The 18,684-nt window shown below is 70.2% G+C and carries 13 protein-coding genes and 2 pseudogenes; all 15 read right to left on the reverse strand.

Annotated elements, in window-relative coordinates; genetic code table 11:
* Positions 1 to 25 precede the first annotated feature (25 nt).
* Positions 26 to 859, reverse strand: a complete 834-nt coding sequence (locus LG380_RS09650; RefSeq protein ID WP_225764833.1) for a glycosyltransferase — start codon at positions 857 to 859, stop codon at positions 26 to 28.
* Entirely contained in the window at positions 856 to 3,066 is a 2,211-nt protein-coding gene (gspD, locus tag LG380_RS09655; protein WP_225764834.1) for a type II secretion system secretin GspD, read from the reverse strand. Before gspD ends, LG380_RS09650 begins: the two co-directional genes overlap by 4 nt.
* 9 nt (positions 3,067 to 3,075) lie before the next feature.
* Positions 3,076 to 3,816 (reverse strand): general secretion pathway protein GspN, encoded by a 741-nt coding sequence (locus LG380_RS09660; RefSeq protein ID WP_225766553.1) that lies wholly within the window; start codon positions 3,814 to 3,816, stop codon positions 3,076 to 3,078.
* Between the two features lie 55 nt (positions 3,817 to 3,871).
* On the reverse strand, positions 3,872 to 4,492 hold the full coding sequence (gene gspM, locus LG380_RS09665; RefSeq protein ID WP_225764835.1) for a type II secretion system protein GspM: 621 nt from the start codon (positions 4,490 to 4,492) through the stop codon (positions 3,872 to 3,874).
* On the reverse strand, positions 4,467 to 5,603 hold the full coding sequence (locus LG380_RS09670; protein WP_225764836.1) for a PilN domain-containing protein: 1,137 nt from the start codon (positions 5,601 to 5,603) through the stop codon (positions 4,467 to 4,469). Before LG380_RS09670 ends, gspM begins: the two co-directional genes overlap by 26 nt.
* Positions 5,600 to 6,460 carry a type II secretion system protein GspK gene (locus LG380_RS09675; protein ID WP_225764837.1) on the reverse strand — a complete coding sequence of 287 codons (861 nt, stop codon included), beginning with the start codon at positions 6,458 to 6,460 and terminating at the stop codon, positions 5,600 to 5,602. The genes LG380_RS09670 and LG380_RS09675 overlap by 4 nt, the downstream gene beginning before the upstream one ends.
* Positions 6,457 to 7,104 carry a type II secretion system protein J gene (locus tag LG380_RS09680; protein ID WP_225764838.1) on the reverse strand — a complete coding sequence of 216 codons (648 nt, stop codon included), beginning with the start codon at positions 7,102 to 7,104 and terminating at the stop codon, positions 6,457 to 6,459. The genes LG380_RS09675 and LG380_RS09680 overlap by 4 nt, the downstream gene beginning before the upstream one ends.
* Complete coding sequence (locus LG380_RS09685) at positions 7,101 to 7,499, reverse strand: prepilin-type N-terminal cleavage/methylation domain-containing protein (RefSeq protein WP_225764839.1); 399 nt, start codon at positions 7,497 to 7,499, stop codon at positions 7,101 to 7,103. The genes LG380_RS09680 and LG380_RS09685 overlap by 4 nt, the downstream gene beginning before the upstream one ends.
* Entirely contained in the window at positions 7,496 to 8,014 is a 519-nt protein-coding gene (locus LG380_RS09690) for a GspH/FimT family pseudopilin (protein WP_225764841.1), read from the reverse strand. Before LG380_RS09690 ends, LG380_RS09685 begins: the two co-directional genes overlap by 4 nt.
* An 8-nt stretch (positions 8,015 to 8,022) precedes the next feature.
* Positions 8,023 to 8,457 (reverse strand): type II secretion system major pseudopilin GspG, encoded by a 435-nt coding sequence (gene gspG, locus LG380_RS09695; RefSeq protein WP_225764843.1) that lies wholly within the window; start codon positions 8,455 to 8,457, stop codon positions 8,023 to 8,025.
* A gap of 57 nt (positions 8,458 to 8,514) precedes the next feature.
* Positions 8,515 to 9,735 (reverse strand): type II secretion system F family protein, encoded by a 1,221-nt coding sequence (locus LG380_RS09700; protein ID WP_225764845.1) that lies wholly within the window; start codon positions 9,733 to 9,735, stop codon positions 8,515 to 8,517.
* A gap of 40 nt (positions 9,736 to 9,775) precedes the next feature.
* Positions 9,776 to 11,503 carry a type II secretion system ATPase GspE gene (gspE, locus tag LG380_RS09705; protein ID WP_225764847.1) on the reverse strand — a complete coding sequence of 576 codons (1,728 nt, stop codon included), beginning with the start codon at positions 11,501 to 11,503 and terminating at the stop codon, positions 9,776 to 9,778.
* Positions 11,504 to 11,632: 129 nt separating this feature from the next.
* Complete coding sequence (locus tag LG380_RS09710; RefSeq protein ID WP_225766555.1) at positions 11,633 to 13,495, reverse strand: S8 family peptidase; 1,863 nt, start codon at positions 13,493 to 13,495, stop codon at positions 11,633 to 11,635.
* Positions 13,496 to 13,654: 159 nt separating this feature from the next.
* Positions 13,655 to 18,127, reverse strand: a pseudogene (locus LG380_RS15840) (YadA-like family protein); the annotation flags it as partial.
* 255 nt (positions 18,128 to 18,382) lie between these two features.
* Positions 18,383 to 18,655 (reverse strand): annotated as a pseudogene (locus LG380_RS15895) (ESPR domain-containing protein); the annotation flags it as partial.
* Positions 18,656 to 18,684 lie beyond the last annotated feature (29 nt).

Below are 18,684 nucleotides of genomic sequence, written 5' to 3' on the forward strand. Positions count from 1 at the left end.
GGCGACTCCGGCCTGGAAGGACGGCTCAGGCGTCGAACAGGTCGCGCTGGGCCGCCGGCATTATCGCCTGCTCGTAGCGCTGCTGCAGTTGCGCACGCGCCTGCCGCAGCGGGTCCTGCATCAGGAATGCGGCCAGCCGCGACGGCCAGTTCGGCCAGCGGCTGGTCAAGGCATCAAGGTCGCCATCGGCGGGCATGCCCTCGCGGTGGCTGGCCACGAACGCGGTCTCGCACAGTGCGTTGCGCCAGCCCAGCCCGGCCATGCGCAGGCTGAGATCGGCCAGCGCGGCGTAGCGCGAGCCGTAGCTGCTGGCATCCAGGCCGCCGGCCTTGCGCCGGGCACTGCCACGCAGCGCGACCGCGTGGGACAGCGCCGAAGGCAGTTCCGGATGCAGCGGCGGCATGCTCGCGCAGGCAGCGGCCAGCCGCTCGGCGTCGGTCGGCCGCGGGTTGATCTCGCCGGCCCGTGGCCAGGCCACGGTCTCGCCGGCATTGCTCCAGGCCGTGGCGGTGGCAATAGAGGAATCGCGCGCCAGGCAGTCGGCCAGCTGCTGCAGCCAGCCCGGCAGTGGCTCGGTGTCCGGCGCCAGCACCACCACGTCGGCATCGCCGCAGGCATGCAGCATCTGGTCCAGGTGCGCGACCTCGCCGATGCTGCGCTCGCGCCGGGTGTATTCGGCCTGCATCTGCGTATGCGCCTGCCAGTGTTCGATCACCGCCTGGCCGCGCGGGCCGGCCTGGGCGTCATCGGCCAGCCACACCGCGGTGCCTGGCGGCGTGGATCGCTCCAGCGCGGCCAGGCAGGCATCCAGTGCGGCGTCGTCAACGCCCACCGGCAGCAGCACGAACGGGAGGCTCATGGCTGGCGCTGGGCAGGCGGGGTCAGCGGATCGAGCGCGCGGAACTTGCGGCCGTACTCGTCGGTGAGGTCGCGCGCTTCCTGCGGGTTGCGCACGATGGTCGGGGTCAGCAGCACGATCACCTCGCTGCGCCGCTTGTTCTGGGTCTTCTGCCCGAACAGCGCGCCCAGCACCGGGATCCGGCTCAGCCCCGGCACGCCGGAAGAACCATTGCTGGTGCTGTCGTCGATCAGCCCGGCCAGCATCACCGTGTCGCCGGCACGCACCGCGGCCTCGGTCTTCATCCGGCGCGTGTTGATGCGCACGTTGCCGTTGTCGTCCGGCTCGCCTTCCGGCGCGCTGACTTCCTGCACGATGTCCAGGAACACCATGCCGTCGCGGGTCACCCGCGGGCGCACCTTGAGGATGGTGCCGGTCTCCAGGTACTGCACGGTCGAATACTGGTTGTCGCTGATCCCCGACACCGACACCGAGTAGATCGGGATGCGGCTGCCGACGTTGAGCGTGGCCTCGGCGTTGTTGCGCACGAAGATCGACGGGGTCTGCAGCAGGCGGACATCCGAGACCTGGTCCAGCGCGCTGATCACCGCCGCGGCGTTGCGACCGAGGAAGGTCCAGCCCAGTCCGCCGGAACCGTCGCTGCCGACCGGCAGGATGCTGCCGGCGATGTCGCCCCATATGTTGCGGCCGAGCGCGCTGGGCAGGCCGGCCCCGCCCTCGCTGACCGGTGCATTGACGGCCTGCTCGAAGAACCAGTTCACGCCGTAGCGCAGCTGGCCGCTGAGCGCGACCTCGGCCACCTGGGCCTCGATATGCACCTGCATCGGCATCACGTCCAGCCGTTCGATCACCTCGCGGATCGACTGCCAGGCCTGCGGCGTGGAGCGCACCAGCAGGGTGTTGTTCTCCTCCACCGCCGACACGCCGACGCGGTCGCCTTCCACTTCAAGGGTGACACTGCCATTGCCCGCGCTGCGCGGCGAGAGCGACATCGACTCGCGGCTGGAGCCGCTGCCACCGATCCCGCTGCCACCCGCCTTTCCGCCATCGCGCACCTCGGCATCGCGGCCGTCCAGGCCGCCGCTGTCCAGCTGCACCGGGTTTGCGCCGGGCGCCAGGGACGGTGCCTTGTCGCCGCCACCGCGACTGCCGCCAGCAGACGCACCAAACACCTCGGACAGCCGTTCAGCCAGTTCGCGCGCCTTGATGTACTTCAGCTCGTAGGAGAACAGTCGGGCGCTGCCGCCGGCGCTGTCGATGCGGTCCAGCCATTGCTGGATCTGGTCCAGATAGCGCGCCTGCGGGGTGATCACCAGCACCGCGTTGGCGTTCTCCAGCGGCATGAAGCGGAACATGCCGGCGCTCGGCGTCCCGCTCTCCTCGCCGAACACCTTCTCCAGGTCGGAGGCGACCTGCTCGGCACGTCCGGACTGGATCGGGAACACGCCTACCGACATGCCCGACAGCCAGTCGACGTCGAAGATCTCGACCGTGCGCAGGTAGTTCTCGAGTTCGGCGCGGGTACCACCCAGGGTGATCACGTTGCGCGCGCCATCCACACCAACGATCGCGTTCGGCCGCGCGTACGGCTCGAGCACCTTCTTCATCTCGCTGGCGGAGATGTACTGCAGCGGCACCACCCGCACCTCGAAGCCACGCGCGGCCGCCGGCGGCGCGGTGCTCGGGGCGACGGTGCCGGCCAGTGCCTGGTCGGCGGCCACGATGTTGTAGCGGCCACCGCTGTAGACCATGCGCGCATTGTTCCAGCCCAGCACCATCTCCAGCAGGTTCAGCGCCTGCGACGGTGACACCGGGTTGGGCGTGGCCAGGGTGACGGTGCCCTGCACGCCCGGGGCGATGACGTAGTTCTGCCCGAGCATGTCGCCGAGGATGGCCTTGACCACGGCGTGCAGCGACTCACCCTCGAAGTTGAACGTGGCCGTGCCACTGCCGGCCATCGACAGCGACGGTGCCGGCGCAGCCGCCGCACTGCGGTTGATCACCGTGCCGGTGCCGCGGCGGATCACCGCGCGCGGATTGCTGTCGCTTTCGACCAGCTCGACGGTGGCCAGCGGCTGGGTCTGGGCCGAGCCCACGCCCGGCGCCACCAGCGGATCCTGGTTGCGCCGCACATCGGGCACGGGCGTGCTGGCACAACCGGCCAGCAGGCCGATGACCACGGGAATCGATGCGAAGCGTGACGTCATGCGCTCACTCTACTTGTTCGGGCCGGTGGGGCTGGCGTTGCGGTTCGGGGCCTGCTGTTGCTGCTGCAGCTGGCGGCGACGCGCCTGGATGCGATCGCGGATGGCCTGCATCTGCTGCGGCGACGGCGAGGTGGGCGTGTCGGCAGCCGCGTCGGCCGCGGGCGCCGGGGCCGGCACCGGATGGGCCGCCGGCAGCGGCGGCGTCGTGTTCCGGATGACCACGGGCGGGGGCGTCGGCGCAAGCGCTCCGTTGACGCCCGTCCCGGTCGCTGCCGCCGCCGCAGCGGCCGTTGCTGCGTCATTGCTGGCCAGCGGCGTCGGGGCGATTCCGCCCTGGCCATTGAAAACCTGCAGTTCCAGCACCTGGGTGCCACCTGGACCGCTGACGGTCGCCGAGCGTGGCTCCAGGGCCAGCAACTGCCAGCCGGCTTCGGGCGGGCCGCCCAGACGCAGGCGGATCGACTGGCCGTGTTCGGTGGTCAACGTGGCCATGTCCACGCCCGGGGTCATCAGCACGCCGGTCAGGCGCACCGCGCTGGTCGCCCCCTCGCTGTTGCCACCGAGCAGGAACGGCCGCGGCCGCCGGTCTTCGGAAAACAGCGGACGCGCGGCGATCTCGCCGTACTGCTCGATGCCGCCGATGCGTTCGGCGGTGGCTTCCGGCAACGCCGGCAGGCGACCGGCCAGTGCCGGGTCGGCCGGCAGCATCTGCACGCGCGTGCCGAGCCCGGCCAGTGCGGCGATCCACATCGCCAGCGCCCACAGCGCCAGCCCGCCCAGCCACCAGGTCCGCAGGTCGGTGTTGTCAGCGCGCACGGCCCACCTCCGCACTTGGCACGACGACCGAGGGGTTCAGGTAGCCGGACAGTTCAAAGCCCACGTCCAGCCCGTTGCCGCTGTCATTGGGGCCCAGCTGGTAGCGCTGTGCCAGCACGTTGAGGTTGTCGACGAACAGCCGCGGGCTGCCGCTTTCCAGTGCATGCAGCAGGGTCGCCAGTTCCGGGGTGCCGCAGCGCAGGCGCACCTGCACCGCGACCCGGGTGAACCTCTCGACGGTTTCCGGCGGCAGCGGCGAACGGGTGCTGATCGCGCAACTGCGGTTGCCCGGGCTGGCCGCCAGCACCGCCTGTTCCAGCCGCTGTACCAGCACCGAGGACGCCAGTTCGGCCGAGGCCTCGGGCAGGAAGCCTGGCTGCGAGGCCAGCCGCTCGCGCGCCTGCTGCAGGCGCCCGGCCACCTGCGGGGCCTGTTCGAGCTGGGTGCGCACGCGCAGCTCGCGCTCGAGCAGGGTGTCGATTTCGGCCTCGGTCGCGCGCAGTGGCACGGTGAACCACGGGTGCACCAGCACCAGGTAGGCCAGACCGAGCGCAGCCAGCAGCAGCGCCAGCGCTAGCCAGCGGTCACGGGGCGTGGGTTGCGTCGCCATCGACGGCCTCCGTGCGCGGTGCCGGCGCTGCCTGCAGCTCGGCGGTAAGGGTGAAGCGGTCGCGGCGGCTGCCATCGTCGCCCTGCAGCACACCGGTCAGTGCCGGCGTGCGCCACAGGCGCGAGCCTTCCAGCCGCCCCACCAGCGAGGAGGCGCTGTCGCTCAGGCCGATCAGCTGCAACTGCCCGCCTTCCAGCGAGAATTTTTCCAGCCAGGTGCCATCGGGCAGGCGCTGGCTCAGTTCGTTCCACACCTCGACCGCCGGCGGACGTTGCGCACGCTGGCGGTCGAAGAAGGCCGCGCCATCGACCAGGTCCTGCAGCTGCTGGCGCTGCTCGCCAACCGTGCGGGCACGCTGCGCGGCCACATCCACCTGCGCCTGCAGGTTGCGCGCGGCCTGGCGGCGATTGTCCAGCAACTGCCAGCCACCGCCCACCAGCGCCACGACGGCGGCCAGGGCGAGCAAGCGGTTCCAGCGCTGCATCGGGTCGCGCCGCTGCTGGCGCGCTTGCGGCGGCAGCAGGTTGACCCCCAGCGGCAGGCCCTGCGCGTCGGCGGCATCCACGCCGGCCAGTGCGCCCTTCCACGCGCCGCCCTGCCCGGCCAGCGCATCGAGCGTGGTGCGCGGCACCACCACCAGCTCCACGTCGAGCTGCCCGTCCTCGCGATGCCCGATGACGCGTGCATCGAAGTGGACCTGGTCGGCGGTGAACGGCGTCTGCCGGTCGATCTCGAAGCCGACCACGTCGCCCAGACGCGTGGCGGCGGCAGCCGGCAGGCGCAGGCCGCGGCGCAGCACGCTGTGCGCAGGCAGCAGCCAGTGGCACGGCAGCGCGGACAGGCGTGGGCCCAGCAGCGCTTCCACATCACCGGGCGATTGCGGCCACGGTATTTCGGCCAGCAGCACGCACTGACCGGCAGCGTCCCGCTCGATGCGCAGCATTTCGCCGTTTCGCCACAGCAGCAGACGCACGCGCGAGAGACCGAGCTGCTGTTGCCAGCGCGGCGGCAGCCATGCCAGCAGCGAACGCCGCCACCACGCCCAGAACCCGCGGGCGCCGGGCGCCATGCGCGTGGCCGTCTTCTGGAAATTGTCGCGCCACGCCGTCATCTGGTCCCCGTTCCGTGTTCCCAACGCAACACCGTATAGGCCATCCCCGGCACGGCCGAAGGCCCACTGCGCACCACTGCCCGTACCACCGTCTCGCGTTCCTCGTCGAGCTGCGCGCGGGCCTCGATACTATAGGTGCCGCTGCCCGGCGCCGAGGGTGGCGCTTCCGGATCCATGACGGCCGCCGCATCCCCGGCCTCGCGCGCGGCCAGCACGGCCGCTGCGTCCAGCCCCATTGCAGCCAGTACCGGGCCCGGCGCAAAGCGCGGATCCGGGCGCGAACGGTCGCCATATACCGTCACCAGTGGTACCAGCCGGGCCATCAGTCCGGCATCCATCCCCAGCACGCGCTGCAGTTCGCCGACGCTGTCAAAGCGGGCGTCCTTGGCGCCATACGGCAGGCCGGCAGTTGCGTAATCCGGATCCTCCGCGCCGCCCACCGGCTGGCGCAGGTCATCGCTGTCGCGCCAGTCGATGATCGCCCCGGCCAGTTGTTGCGCACGGTTGGGTTCAACCTCCAGTGCCTGGAACAACGCGGCCAGCAATGCCGGATCGGCATTGTTGATGTCGATCTTGCCGGACTCGTCGATGATGCGCAGGTCGATGCGTGCCTGATCGAACTGCCAGCGATAGCGGCGGCCATCGGCCAGCCACGCCGGCTGGTCCGGCGAGCCCTGCAGGCGCACGAGCGCGTATTCGATGCCAGCGCGTGCGCGTTCCTGGCCGGCGGCGGTCTCGGCCAGCACCCGGCCTTGCAGGTGCTCCACGCGCGCGGTCAACGCGAACGCACCGACCAGCGCGGTAAGCAGGGCCACCAGCCACAGCACCAGGACGAGGGCGGCACCGCGCATCCTCATGGATTCACGCCCACGTTGCCGTATTGCGGCAACGTCACCACCAGCGGCGGCCACGCAGGGCCTTGTGTCGGCTGCACCTCGATGCTGACCAGCACCGGCAGCCGCTCGGGCGCGTCCCACTGCGGCAGCCACGGCCCCAGCTGCCCGGTCTGTGCCTCGATGCCGCGGTAACGCAGGGTCACCGTCTTCAGCCCGTCGGCCAGCAGCTCCGGCGCACGTTCAGGCTGTTCGGGAACCTGCTCGCCGTCCTGGACCATCAGCAGGCCCAGCTCCAGACGCAGCCTGTCGGCTTCACCCACCACCTTGAGTTCATGCAGGTAGGGGCCGCCGCGGCCGAGGTAGTCGGGCACGTCGGCGACGAAGCGCAGTTGCCGCGCCTCGCCGGTGAAGCGCAGCGGCAGTCCGGTGGACTCGTCACGCGCCATCGCCACCGGCAACGCCGATGCCAGCCGCCGGCGCAGGAACGATTCCACCGCGCGCATCCGCTCGCCCTGCGCGGCCATCGCCTCGCCGCGCGCACTGACCGCCATCGCCGAACGCACCGTGGCAAAGGCCAGGGCCAGCCCCCCGGCAAGCAGCACCGTGGCCAGCAGCACCTCGATCAGGGTGAAGCCGGCACTGCGGCGCGCGTGCCGCCGCGTCACTGCAGCACCTCGATGTCGTTGGACGGCAGCAGCCGAAGGCTGCGCCACTGCATCTGTTGCCCGGGGCCATCGCCCCAGTGCACCTGCAGGGTGAGCTGCAGCAGTGGCGCATCGAGCGGCTTGCCGGGTTCGCGGAAAGGCTCGACCAACAGCGTCCAGCGGTAGCGGCCCTGTTCCCATTCGCCACTGCGCTGGCCTTGGACCAGTGGTTCCTCGATACCCAGGCCGGCAAACAGCGACTGCGCGTGCAGCGCGGCACGGCCGTGGTCGTCGGCCTGGCGCACCTGCCGGGCGGCGCCGGACAGGCTGCCCAGCAGCACCGTCAGCGCCAGCGCCAGCAGCGCGAAGGCGACGATGACTTCCAGCAGCGAATAGCCACGCTGCCGTGACCTCATCGCGCCGGCTCCGGACGCGGCCCCACGCGCACCTCGCCGGTGATCCAGCTCACCTCGATGCGCCACGCCGCCTCGCGCAGGGAAAGATCGATGCGGCCGCCGGTGGAAGCACCATCGTCGAAGAAGCGGATCGCGCCGACGCCGGCCTGCGGCTGCACCTCGCGCGCACCGGTGAAGGCGACCGCGACCTCGTCCGGCAGCGTTCCATGACGGCCTTTGGCACCCTCCCAGCGTTGCTGGCGCGGATCGATGCTGAAGGACTGCGGGGTACCGGTGGATATCGCAACGGTGCGCGCATGGCGCAACTGCGCTGCCACTTCCTTGGCGGCGCCACGCAGGCGCATGCCGTCGCGTCCGCCGCCCATCGCCATGGCCGACAGCAGGCTGACCACGGCGATCAATGCCACCACCAGCAACATCTCCAGCAGCGAGACACCGGCCATCGACGCACCCGGACGCACCCGCCGCGGGGCATCGCCGGCGAAGTGCGGGGCTGGCGCGGCAGCATGGAGCATGCGGCTGCTTATTCGTAACGGATGTCGGCGTCGTAGCTGCTGCCGCCGGCGCGGCCGTCCTTGCCCAGGCTCAGCAGTTCGAACGGCTGGCCGTCGCCCGGGGCGCGGTACTCGATGGCATTGCCCCACGGATCATTGAGTTCGGCCGGCTTGGCATACGGACCGAGCCAGTTGGCCACGCCCGAGGGCTGGGTCACCAGGTCATCGAGCTTGCCCGGCAGGCGGCCGGTATCGAGCTGGTAGTTCTCCACCTTGCCGGCCAGGGTCTGCACCTGCGATTTGGCCAGGTTGGCCTTGCCGCGATCGGCGCCACCCAGCACGCGGCTGCCGACCAGGGTCAGCACCGCGCCGATCAGGACGATGACGATGATGATCTCCAGCAGGCTCATGCCGGCCTGGCGGCGGGCGCTGGTGAAGCCGGAGCGGGAACGCGTGATTGCCATTGCCTGTTTCCTTTGCAGAGGGTCCAAGGGTTGCCTGTCGCGACGCGGCCGGCGGGGCTAGCCGATCGCGCTGGTCAGGTCATACAGCGGCACCAGCACCGCCACGATCACCACGCCGACCACCGAGGCCAGCACCAGGGTGATCGCGGGTACCAGCGCGGCAAGCAGCCGGTCGATGGTGCGCGCGGATTCGGATTCGAAGGTGTCGGCGGTGCGCAGCAGCATCGCGTCCAGCGCGCCGGATTCCTCGCCGACCTGGATCATCTGCACGGCCAGCCGCGGGAAGCGCTTGCCGCGCGCCAGGGCCACCGACAGGCCCTGCCCGTTCTTGACCTCGTCGGCGGCCTCGCCGACGTCAGCGCTGAGCGCGCGGTTGGACAACACGTTGCGGGCGATGCCCAGGGCCGCAAGCAGCGGCACCCCGTTGCGCAGCAGGGTGCCGAGAGTGCGGGCCAGCCGCGCGGTTTCCAGCCGCGCCACCAGCGGCCCGGCCAGGCGCGTGCGCAGCAGCCAGCCATCGAAGGCCAGTCGGAACACCGGGTCGCGGCGCTTGCGTTCGGCCCACAGCAGCAACAGCGCCGGCACCGCCAGCAGCACGAACCAGCCATCGCGCACCAGCAGCCCCAGGCTCAGCACGCCCTGGGTGAACCACGGCAGCGCCACGTCCAGGCTTTCGTACATCTGCGCGAACTGCGGGACCACGTAGCCCAGCAGGAACACCAGCGCGCCACCGACCACCAGCAGCAGGATCGCCGGGTATACCAGCGCATTGATTACCCGCCCCTTCAGCTCCTGGCTGCGTTCGAGGTAATCGGCCAGGCGCTGCAGGGTGTCGTGCAGGCTGCCGCCGGCCTCGCCCGCGCGCACCATGTTCACGTACAGCCGCGAGAACAGGCCGTGCTGGCGTTCCAGCGCCACCGACAGCGGCGCGCCACCGCGCACGGTGTCGCGGATGTCGCCGATCACCCGCCGCGACTTCTCGTCCTCGGGCAGGTCGAGCAGGATGGTCAGCGCACGGTCCAGCGGCTGGCCGGCACCGAGCAGGGTCGCCAGCTGCTGGGTGAAACGCACCAGCGCCGCGCCGTCGAACGGCCGCTTGCGCAGCAACTGCCGCAGCGCCCCGCCATCGAGCCCGGAGCCTGTGGCAGGACGCGCCTCGACCGGCAGGTGGCCCTGCTCCTGCAGCCGGGTGATCACCTCGGCGTCGCTGCCGGCCTCCATCTGGCCATCAAGCATTTCGCCGTGCGCGTCGAGCGCCTTGTAGTGGTACAGGGGCATCGTCGGTTCCGCTCAGCGCATCACGACGGCACGGTCGTGCTCATGCATCTTCGGTGACACGCAGGACCTCCTCGATCGTGGTCTGCCCGGCCAGCGCCTTGGCGAGCCCGTCCTCGTACATGGTGCGCATTCCGGCGGCGCGTGCGATCTGCTCGATCTCGCCCATGCCGGCGCGGCGCATCACCGCGCGCCGCAGCTCGTCGTTCATCACCAGGAATTCCATGATCGTGGTGCGCCCGGCATAGCCGGTCGGCGCCAGCTCGGAGGGCTGCGGGCGGTACAGGTGGATGGTGCCTTCGGGCTGCAGCCGGCGCAGGCCGAACTTCTCGATTTCCTCGGGCGAGGCCACATAGCGCTGCGCGTGCGCCGGCTCGAGCCGGCGCACCAGGCGCTGGGCAAGGATGCCGTTGATGGTGGAGGTCAGCAGGTAGTCCTCCACGCCCATGTCCAGCAGGCGGGTGATGCCGCCGGCGGCGTTGTTGGTGTGCAGGGTGGACAGCACCAGGTGGCCGGTGAGCGCGGACTGGATCGCGATGCGCGCGGTTTCCAGGTCGCGCATCTCGCCGATCATGATGATGTCCGGGTCCTGGCGGACGATGCTGCGCAGCGCGTTGGCGAAATCCAGCCCGATCTGCGGCCTGGCCTGGATCTGGTTGATGCCCTCGATCTGGTACTCGACCGGATCCTCGACGGTGATGATCTTGACATCGGCGGTGTTGAGCTGGCCCAGCGCGGTGTACAGCGTGGTGGTCTTGCCAGAGCCGGTGGGGCCGGTGACCAGCAGGATGCCGTGCGGCTGTTCCAGCACCTTGCGGAACTGCGGCAGGAAGGCGTCGGTGAAACCGAGCCGGTGGAAGTCGAACACCACTGTCTCGCGGTCGAGCAGACGCATCACCACGCTCTCGCCATGCGCGGTCGGCACCGTGCTCACGCGCAGGTCCAGCTCCTTGCCCTGCACCCGCAGCATGATGCGGCCATCCTGCGGCAGGCGGCGCTCGGCGATGTTGAGCCGGGCCATGATCTTGATGCGGCTGATCACCGCGGCGGTCAGGTTCACCGGCGGGCTCTCGCCATCCACCAGCACGCCGTCGACCCGGTAGCGCACCTTGAGCCGGTTCTCGAACGGCTCGACGTGGATGTCCGAGGCACGCAGTTCCACCGCCCGCTGGATCAGCAGGTTGACCAGGCGGATCACCGGTGCTTCGGAAGCAAGGTCACGCAGGTGCTCGATGTCGTCCACCGCGCCGGCATCGCCGTCGGCGGTCTCGACGATCGCGCCCATCGCGCTGCGCCCCTGGCCAAACCAGCGCTCGACCAGGTCATCGACCTCCGATCTCACGCCCACGTGTACGCGCACCGGACAACCACTGGCCAGCTGCACCGCCTGCTGCACGTAACCGTCGTGCGGGTCGGCCAGCCACAGGTCGAGCACGCCGTCCTCCAGCGCCAGCGGACAGGCGTGGAACTGCTTGAGGAAACGCAGGGACAGGCCCGGAGTATCGGCCAGCGCCGGCGGCGGTGCGCTGGGCAGCTGGCGTGCATCGAGCAGGGGCAGGCCCAGCACCTGGGCGCTGGTCTCGGCGTGGTCGCGTTCGGATACCAGGCCCAGGCGGGCCAGCAATGAAAGCAGGCCTCCGCCGGCCTCGCGCTGCAACTGGCGTGCACGCAGCAGGTCGGCTTCCTTCAAGCGGCCACGGGCCAGCAGCGCATCGACGATGCGGGCCTCGGCGTCGGTTTGGACGACGGAATCATCGACAGCCGTATTCACGCAACCTCCTGTGATGCACTCGACTTTAGCAGTTGGCGCCATCGGTTCGCGCCGCATGTGGTGTGATCCACCTGCCAAAAAACGAACCCCGGCCGAAGCCGGGGTTCACGGTGTTGCAGGAACCGGAGCTTACTGGCGGGCAACCAGGCTCACGCCGCTGTACGCCGAGGCACCGACCAGCTTGATGTAGTAGGTGCCGGCCACCGGCGCGGTGAAGCGCACGGTCTCGCTGTTGCCCGGGCGGGTCGACTTGGCGTCATGGTCGGTCGCGGTCGGCTCCTCGCCGAGGCTCACATACAGCGACACGTCGCCGGTGCCGCCGTAGGTCATGATGCTCAGCACCTGCCCGGCGCTGGCTTCGAAGCTGTACAGCGCTTCGCTGCCGGCCGCACCGGAGACCGAGACCACCACCTTGTTGGTCAGCGGTACTGCGGTCGGACCACACTGCTCGACCTGCGGGTCGCACGGTTCTTCCAGCGCCTTGTCCAGCGCGGCCCTGGCATCGACGATGCCGGTACCGATCGGGGTGCTGGCCGGCGGCGCGACCGGGAACGGGCGCGCGGTCTGCTTAAGCAGCGCTTCCAGCTCGGCCGGCGACAGCGGGTCGCGGCCGGCGGCGGCCAGCGCCCCCTGGACCAGCGCGGCAACGCCGGCCACGTGCGGCGAGGCCATCGAGGTGCCGCCCATGCCCATGTAGCTGTAGGCGCCCGAGGTCGGGGTGGTCGCGCCGTTGTATCCGGCCTGCCACACATAGCCACCCGGATTTCCGTCGACACTGCCACCACCACCCGGGCCGGAAAGATCCACACCCGCACCATAGTTGGAGTAGTAGGCGATGCCACCGGTGATGCGGGTTGCGCCCACGGAGACCACGTTGTTGCAGCCGGCCGGGCGGTAGTTGGCCACGTTGCCGGCGTCGTTGCCGGCCGCCACCACAACGGTGGTACCGCGCGAGACCGCGCCGTTGATCGCATCCTGGTAGACCGCGCCACAGGCGCCGCCGCCGCCCAGGCTCATGTTGATGACCTCGGCCGGATTGGTATTGGCCGGGACGCCACCCACGGTACCGCCCGAAGCCCAGGTCACCGCGTCGGCGATGTCGGACAGGTAGCCACCGCACTTGCCGAGTACGCGCACCGGCAGCACCTTGGCCTTGAAGGCAACGCCGGCCATGCCAATGCCGTTGTTGGTCGCCTCGGCCACCGTGCCGGCGACATGGGTGCCGTGCCAGGAGCTTTCCTCGGCCCGGGAGCCGGCATAGCACTCGTTGTCGTTCTCGACCCAGTCGCCGTAGTCCAGCGCGCCGGGGACGCGGTCATCGGTCGGACGGCGCGAGGTGTCGGCGTCGGAGATGAAGTCGTAGCCTTCCAGCAGGTTGCCGGCGAAGTCCGGATGACCAGGCAGGATGCCGGTATCCAGCACCGCCACGACTAGACCCTCGCCCTGCGCCACATCCCACGCGGCAGGAGCATTGATGCCACCGGTGGCGTTGTGCAGGTGCCACTGGTAGGTCTGGTAGTACTGGTCGTTGGGAACCAGCTGCGGCTGTTCCAGGCGGGTCGGCAGGTCCGCGCGCTGCAGCTTCACGTCGGCCTCGGCGTACTGCACGGCCGGGTCGGCGGCGATCTCGGCCACCACCTTGTCCAGGTCGCTGCGGCTCAGCCTGGCGTCGAGGCGGATGAGGTCGGCACCCACGCCCAGGGTGCGCACGTGTTCGGCACGTATGGCCGCGGCGCGGGCCTTGCCGGCGCCGAGGCCGGCGCGCGAAACGGCCGACTGCACCGCGGCCAGCTTGGCCGAGCGGTCACGGGCGGCGGCACTGCCCTCGCGGTACTTGACCAGGATGCGGCTGGAGCCCTGCACACCGGCTGGAGCCGCCTTGGCGGGTTCCTTGACCTGCAGCTGCGGCGCAGCGTGGGCGGTGGCGCCAATGGAAATGCCAAGTACCGCGGCGGCGAGTGCATTGATGCGAAGGTTGTGCTTGTTGATCACGTTGACGTCCTCTTCAAGTTTCATGGATCAGGCGACAGTTCAGGCCGAATCACTCCATGCGAAATCCGTTGGCCGGCCCAGCCAAGGTTCCTGCGGTCTGCCCCCTCAGGCCCACGCTGTTGAAGGACGGCGCCCATCGCGGACGCCGCCCGTGCCCCATCACCAGCCGAAGCCGGCACCGATGCCCACCGAGCTTTCATCGCTGGTGAACGCACCACCGAAGGTCACCGTGGCGCGCTCGCTGAGCGCACGCTGGTAGCCCAGCGACAGCGCCGACTGCCCGCTCTGGAAGCCCACGCCCACGCCGACCCGGTTCTGGGTGCGGATGCCGGCGGCACTGGTGGCCATGTTGAGCATCGCCGCATTCATCGCACCCTGGCGGTCGATGCGGCGGTCCTGGTGGTGCAGGCGGTTGTCGATCTCGGCCCGGTAGATGTCGAAGCTGTCGGCCATCGCGGTGAAGCGGGTATCGGTGTAGGCATTGGCCGTGGCGATGCCGCCGTCAAGCTGTGCCTTGTTCACCGCATCGGTGGCCTGGGTACCCGCGGCGACGTTGGCGATCTGCCGCTCGTAACCAGCGCTGCCCACCGACACCGTATTGGCACGGTCCGCAACCGCCCCCTGGCCCAGTGCCACCGCGCCCTGCGCGGTGACGCTGGTGCCCTGGCCGATCGCGGTACCCGAGGCGGCGCTGACATTGGCGCCCTCGCCCATCGCCACCGCATTGGTCGCGACCGCGGCAATCGTGGTGTTGGCGCCGACCGCGGTACTGCCGTCGGCGTTGACCCGCGCATTGCTGCCAATGGCAGTGTCGTTCGGGCCGTGGGCATAGGCGCTGCCACCCACGGCGGTGCTGCTGGCGGCGTTGGCCTGTGCCTGGCTGCCCACCGCAACCGCACCCTCGGCGCCGGCTGTTGCCGCGACCGGAGTCGTCGCCTGGATGCTGGCCCCCGAGGCCGCCGCCTGCGCGGTTTCAGGCACCTCGACTGCGGCCATCGTGGCGCTGCCGCGCGGGGTCTTTCCGCCGCTGTTGGCGTTGTTCAGTGCAGTGACCTGCTGGTCCAAGGCTTTCAGCGCATCGCCCACGTTGTTGTAGCTGCTGCCCTGGATGACGTAGGTGGGTGCGACGAAAGCGCCCTGCACGCCGACCGCGGCGCCGCCGCCGAGGAAGCTGGCGATGTTGCCCAGCGACTGGAACAGCTGGCCACCGTTGATGGCCTGCAGGCTGCCGGCGGCAATGGATCCGGCGGCGACGTTGTCCAGGCGCGTGCCGTTGAGACCGGACAGGGTGATCGTGTCGCGGCTGCTGTCATCGTAGGTCACGGCGTTGGCCGTGACGCCTTCCACCGTGCCGATGCGGCCGTCGATGTCGTTGACCCGGGTTTCCACTGCCCCCACGCGCTGGTTGGTGACGAACAGCTGGCCACCGTTGACCGCATCGGTGCTGCCACTGGCGACAACGCCCTGGCCGACATTGACGATGCGACGGGTGACCGGGCCGTCCGTGCCATTGCCGCCACCGACCGAGACCACGTTGGCCTCCACTGCACGCGAACCCGCGCCCAGCGCCACCGAGTTGGCCCCGGACACACCGGCGCCCGAACCGATCGCGATGCTGTTGGCACCATTGCTGGCGAAGGCCCCGTAGCCGATCGCGATGCCGTTGTTGGCGGTGATCGAGGTGGATCGGCCCAGCGCGACGCTGTTGGTACCGCGTGCCGACGCATCGGCGCCAATGGCGGTGGCGCCGGTGGCATTGGCAACGCTGGCGGTACCAACCGCAGTGCTGCGGTTGGCGCTGGCGTTGGCACCGGAACCGGCTGCGATGCTGTCGGTGCCGGTCGCCGCAGCCGAGCCGGAACCACTGGCCTGGAAGTACTGGCTGGTCGTCGCCGCGGACGAGGCCACCGCATCGAGCTGCGACTTGGTCACCGCGTCACTGGCGTTGATGCCCTCGCTGACGTTGGTGATGCGGCGGGTGACCGGCGAGGTGGTGCCGTTGCCACCGCCGACCGAGACCACGTTGGCTTCGGTGGCGCGCGAACCGGCGCCGAGGGCAACGCTGTTGGCGCCGTTGGCCCAGGCATTGGCACCGACCGCGGTAGCGTTGACGCCGCCGTAGGCGTACGAATCCTGGCCGAGCGCGGTCGCGCCCTGCGAGGTTGCCCAGGCGAATTCGCCAAGCGCGGTGGTCTGCCCGGCAGTAGCCCAGGCGGTCGCGCCGATGGCGGTGCTGTCCTCGCCGGTTGCACGCGAACTGGCGCCGACGCCAGTGCCGTACAGGCCGCTGGCGGTTGCACCGTAGCCGAGCGCCGTGGCGTAGTTGCCCGACGCGAGGCCACCCCAGCCCAGCGCTGAGGCGTAGTTGCCCGAGGCATCAGCGCCGTACCCCACGGCCGTGGTGCGGGTGCCAGCGGCACTGCTGAAGGCACCCACCGCCGTGTTGTAGTCGCTGGTGGCCTCGGCGCTGTAGCCCACGGCGGTGGACTGCAGTCCGCCGGCGCTGGCGGCTGCACCGCTGGCCGTACTGAATGCTCCGGTGGCCTGCGCTCCGGCACCCAGCGCGGTGGCGCCGGTTTCGCTGGCGGTTGTGGTCGCATCCAGCAGCACGTTGCCGTTGGCGTCTTCGTAGTACAGCGAGCCACCGATGGCGGTGGCCGAGTCGCCGGTGGCCACGGCGTTGAAGCCCGAGGCAGTGGCGTACTGGCCCTCGGCGTAGGCACCGCTACCCAGTGCCGAAGCGCCCTGGCCGATGGCGTTGCTGGCCGAACCCAGCGCGGTGGTGTAGTCGCCCTCGGCGTAGGCATTGGATCCGGCCGCCAGCGATTCCTCGCCAGCCACCAGCGCTTCACCCTCGCCCGTGGCCTGGAAGTACTTGCTGGTGGTTTCGGCCACTTCGGCCACGGCGTTGAGCTGGTCCAGGTTCACCGCGTCGGTGCCCTCGGTGCCCGCCGCGACATTGGTGATCTGGCGCTCGGCACCGACGTCACCGACGGACACGGTGTTGTCGCGCTCGGCCACCGAACCGGCACCCAGGGCCACGCTGTTTGCCGCGAGGGCAAACGCGCTTTCGCCCAGTGCCGTGGCACTGGCGGCATCGGCCCAGGCATTCCAGCCAACGGCAGTGGTGTAGTCATCGGTGGCCCACGCACCGGCACCAAAGGCTGAGGCACCGGTGCCCGAGGCTTGGACCGGGAGCAAGCCGCCGAAGGTGCTTCCGCCCACGGCCACGCTTTCATCGCCGGTGGCTTCACTGAACTCGCCCACGGCCACCGCGCTCACGCCCGAAGCCGTGGCCGCCACGCCGACGGCAGTCGTGTATTCGTTGGAAGCCACCGCACCATAGCCCAGCGCCGAGGACAGGTAGCCGCTGGCTTCGCTGTAACCACCCACCGCGGTGCCGCCCACGTCGCTGGCACTGGCGCGGAAGCCGGTGGCGGTGGACTGGTTGGCCGAAGCCACCGCCTCGTTGCCGGTGGCCGTGCTGTAGGTGGAGCTGGCCTGTGCGCCGGCACCGGTGGCGGTGGCGCCGATGTCACCGGCCAGCGCGCCGCTGCCCAGGGCAATGGCATTGACGCCCAGCGCCTGCGCATCGGCACCGAAGGCTGCTGCGCCGGCGTCCACGGCCAGCGCATTGAAACCCACCGCGGTGGCGGTATCGGCCAGTGCATTGGCACCGCCACCCAGTGCGGTGGCGCCGTTGCCGATGGCATTGGCCGCTTCACCGGCAGCGAGCGCGTTGTCGCCTTCGACATAGGCACCGGCGTCGCTGTCGTCGCTGCCGCTGGCCTGGAAGTACTTGCTGGTGGTTTCGGCCACTTCGGCCACGGCATTGAGCTGGTCCAGGTTCACCGCGTCGGTGCCCTCGGTACCGGCAGCCACGTTGGTGATCTGCCGCTCGGCACCGACATCACCGACGGACACGGTGTTGTCGCGCTCGGCCACCGAGCCCTGGCCCAGGGCCACCGAACCGATGCCGGCAGCGACCGAATCGGCGCCCAGCGCGATGCTGTCATCACCGAGGGCGGTGCTGAAGTTGCCCACCGCGGTGCTGTTCTCGCCCGCGGCCCACGCGGCACCGCCGACGGCGGTGGAGTAGTCGCCCGAGGCTTCGGTGGCGATCAGACCGGCCAGCGAACCACCCACGGCGACCGAGTTGATTCCGCTGGCGATGCTGCCCTGCCCGGCCGCGGTGCTGTAGTTGCCGGTGGCTTCGGCATCGCCACCCACGGCCACCGCGCCCGAACCGGAGGCGGTGGAGAAGTTGCCCAGCGCGGTGCTGTTGAAGCCACTGGCCAGCGCATAGCCACCGACGGCGGTGGCGTAGTTGGCACCGGCCTCGGCGCCGAAGCCGAAGGCCGCGGCCGTGGTGCCGTTGGCGATCGCCTCCGCACCCACGGCAGTGGCGCCGGTGCCGCTGGCGGTGCTGTAGTAACCGACCGCCGTCGATTCGGTGCCCTCGGCCAGGGACAGCGCGCCGCTGGCCAGACTCCCATCACCGCTGGCTACCGCGGCCGCACCGGTAGCGGTGCTCTGCTCGCCGCTGGCCTCGCTCTCGGCGCCCAGCGCGGTGGCGTACTCGGCGCTGGCACTGCTGCCGGCGCCGGCGGCCACGCTGGAGCCGCCCGACGCCGTGGACGCACTGCCGATGGCGACCGCGTTGCTGCCGGAGGCGTTGGCGCTGCCGTCGACCACGCAGTTGTCGAGGATGCTGCTATTGAGCACGACGCACGGCGCATTGCCGCCCACTTCCACCGACTGGGCCTGCGCGACCGGCGCGCCAGCTGTGCCCAGTCCCATCGCCAATGCCAGGGCGATCGCGCCAGAAAGCGCTTTCTGCGATCCATCGGAGGCGGATCGGCGCCCATCCATGACCACGCCCGCGCCCTGGCTGCTTGCCAGTTCCGAGGCCACGACCAGCTGCCCCAACGCCTTGTTCCAGACCTTCCGATAAATCCGATTCATCGTCATTCCGCTCCTAAATGGACTGGTTTTTTTTGTGCAAAAAAGCGCCGCCGCCGCACGTTCCCGTCCGACGCCCCCTGGCTTGTTGTGGACTCGACACCCGGGGAGATAACCGGGCACGGGAGGCTCACGCCTGTCGTGGTTGCCGATGGACCGGCAATCTGTGGATGGGCCGAGTGTTAGCCCGTCGTTCATCAAGCGTCAAGCTTTTGACGCTGTACGCG

This window comes from Stenotrophomonas sp. Marseille-Q4652, assembly GCF_916618915.1.
In the GTDB taxonomy this organism is placed as follows: domain Bacteria; phylum Pseudomonadota; class Gammaproteobacteria; order Xanthomonadales; family Xanthomonadaceae; genus Stenotrophomonas.

Coding starts and splice junctions, on each gene's coding strand:
- LG380_RS09685 (WP_225764839.1), bottom strand. CDS start 7,499: ATGAGGTCACGGCAGCGTGGCTATTCGCTGCTGGAAGTCATCGTCGCC.
- LG380_RS09690 (WP_225764841.1), bottom strand. CDS start 8,014: ATGCTCCATGCTGCCGCGCCAGCCCCGCACTTCGCCGGCGATGCCCCG.
- gspM (WP_225764835.1), bottom strand. CDS start 4,492: ATGGCGACGCAACCCACGCCCCGTGACCGCTGGCTAGCGCTGGCGCTG.
- LG380_RS09675 (WP_225764837.1), bottom strand. CDS start 6,460: ATGAGGATGCGCGGTGCCGCCCTCGTCCTGGTGCTGTGGCTGGTGGCC.
- gspD (WP_225764834.1), bottom strand. CDS start 3,066: ATGACGTCACGCTTCGCATCGATTCCCGTGGTCATCGGCCTGCTGGCC.
- LG380_RS09700 (WP_225764845.1), bottom strand. CDS start 9,735: ATGCCCCTGTACCACTACAAGGCGCTCGACGCGCACGGCGAAATGCTT.
- LG380_RS09650 (WP_225764833.1), bottom strand. CDS start 859: ATGAGCCTCCCGTTCGTGCTGCTGCCGGTGGGCGTTGACGACGCCGCA.
- gspG (WP_225764843.1), bottom strand. CDS start 8,457: ATGGCAATCACGCGTTCCCGCTCCGGCTTCACCAGCGCCCGCCGCCAG.
- LG380_RS09670 (WP_225764836.1), bottom strand. CDS start 5,603: ATGACGGCGTGGCGCGACAATTTCCAGAAGACGGCCACGCGCATGGCG.
- LG380_RS09660 (WP_225766553.1), bottom strand. CDS start 3,816: ATGTGGATCGCCGCACTGGCCGGGCTCGGCACGCGCGTGCAGATGCTG.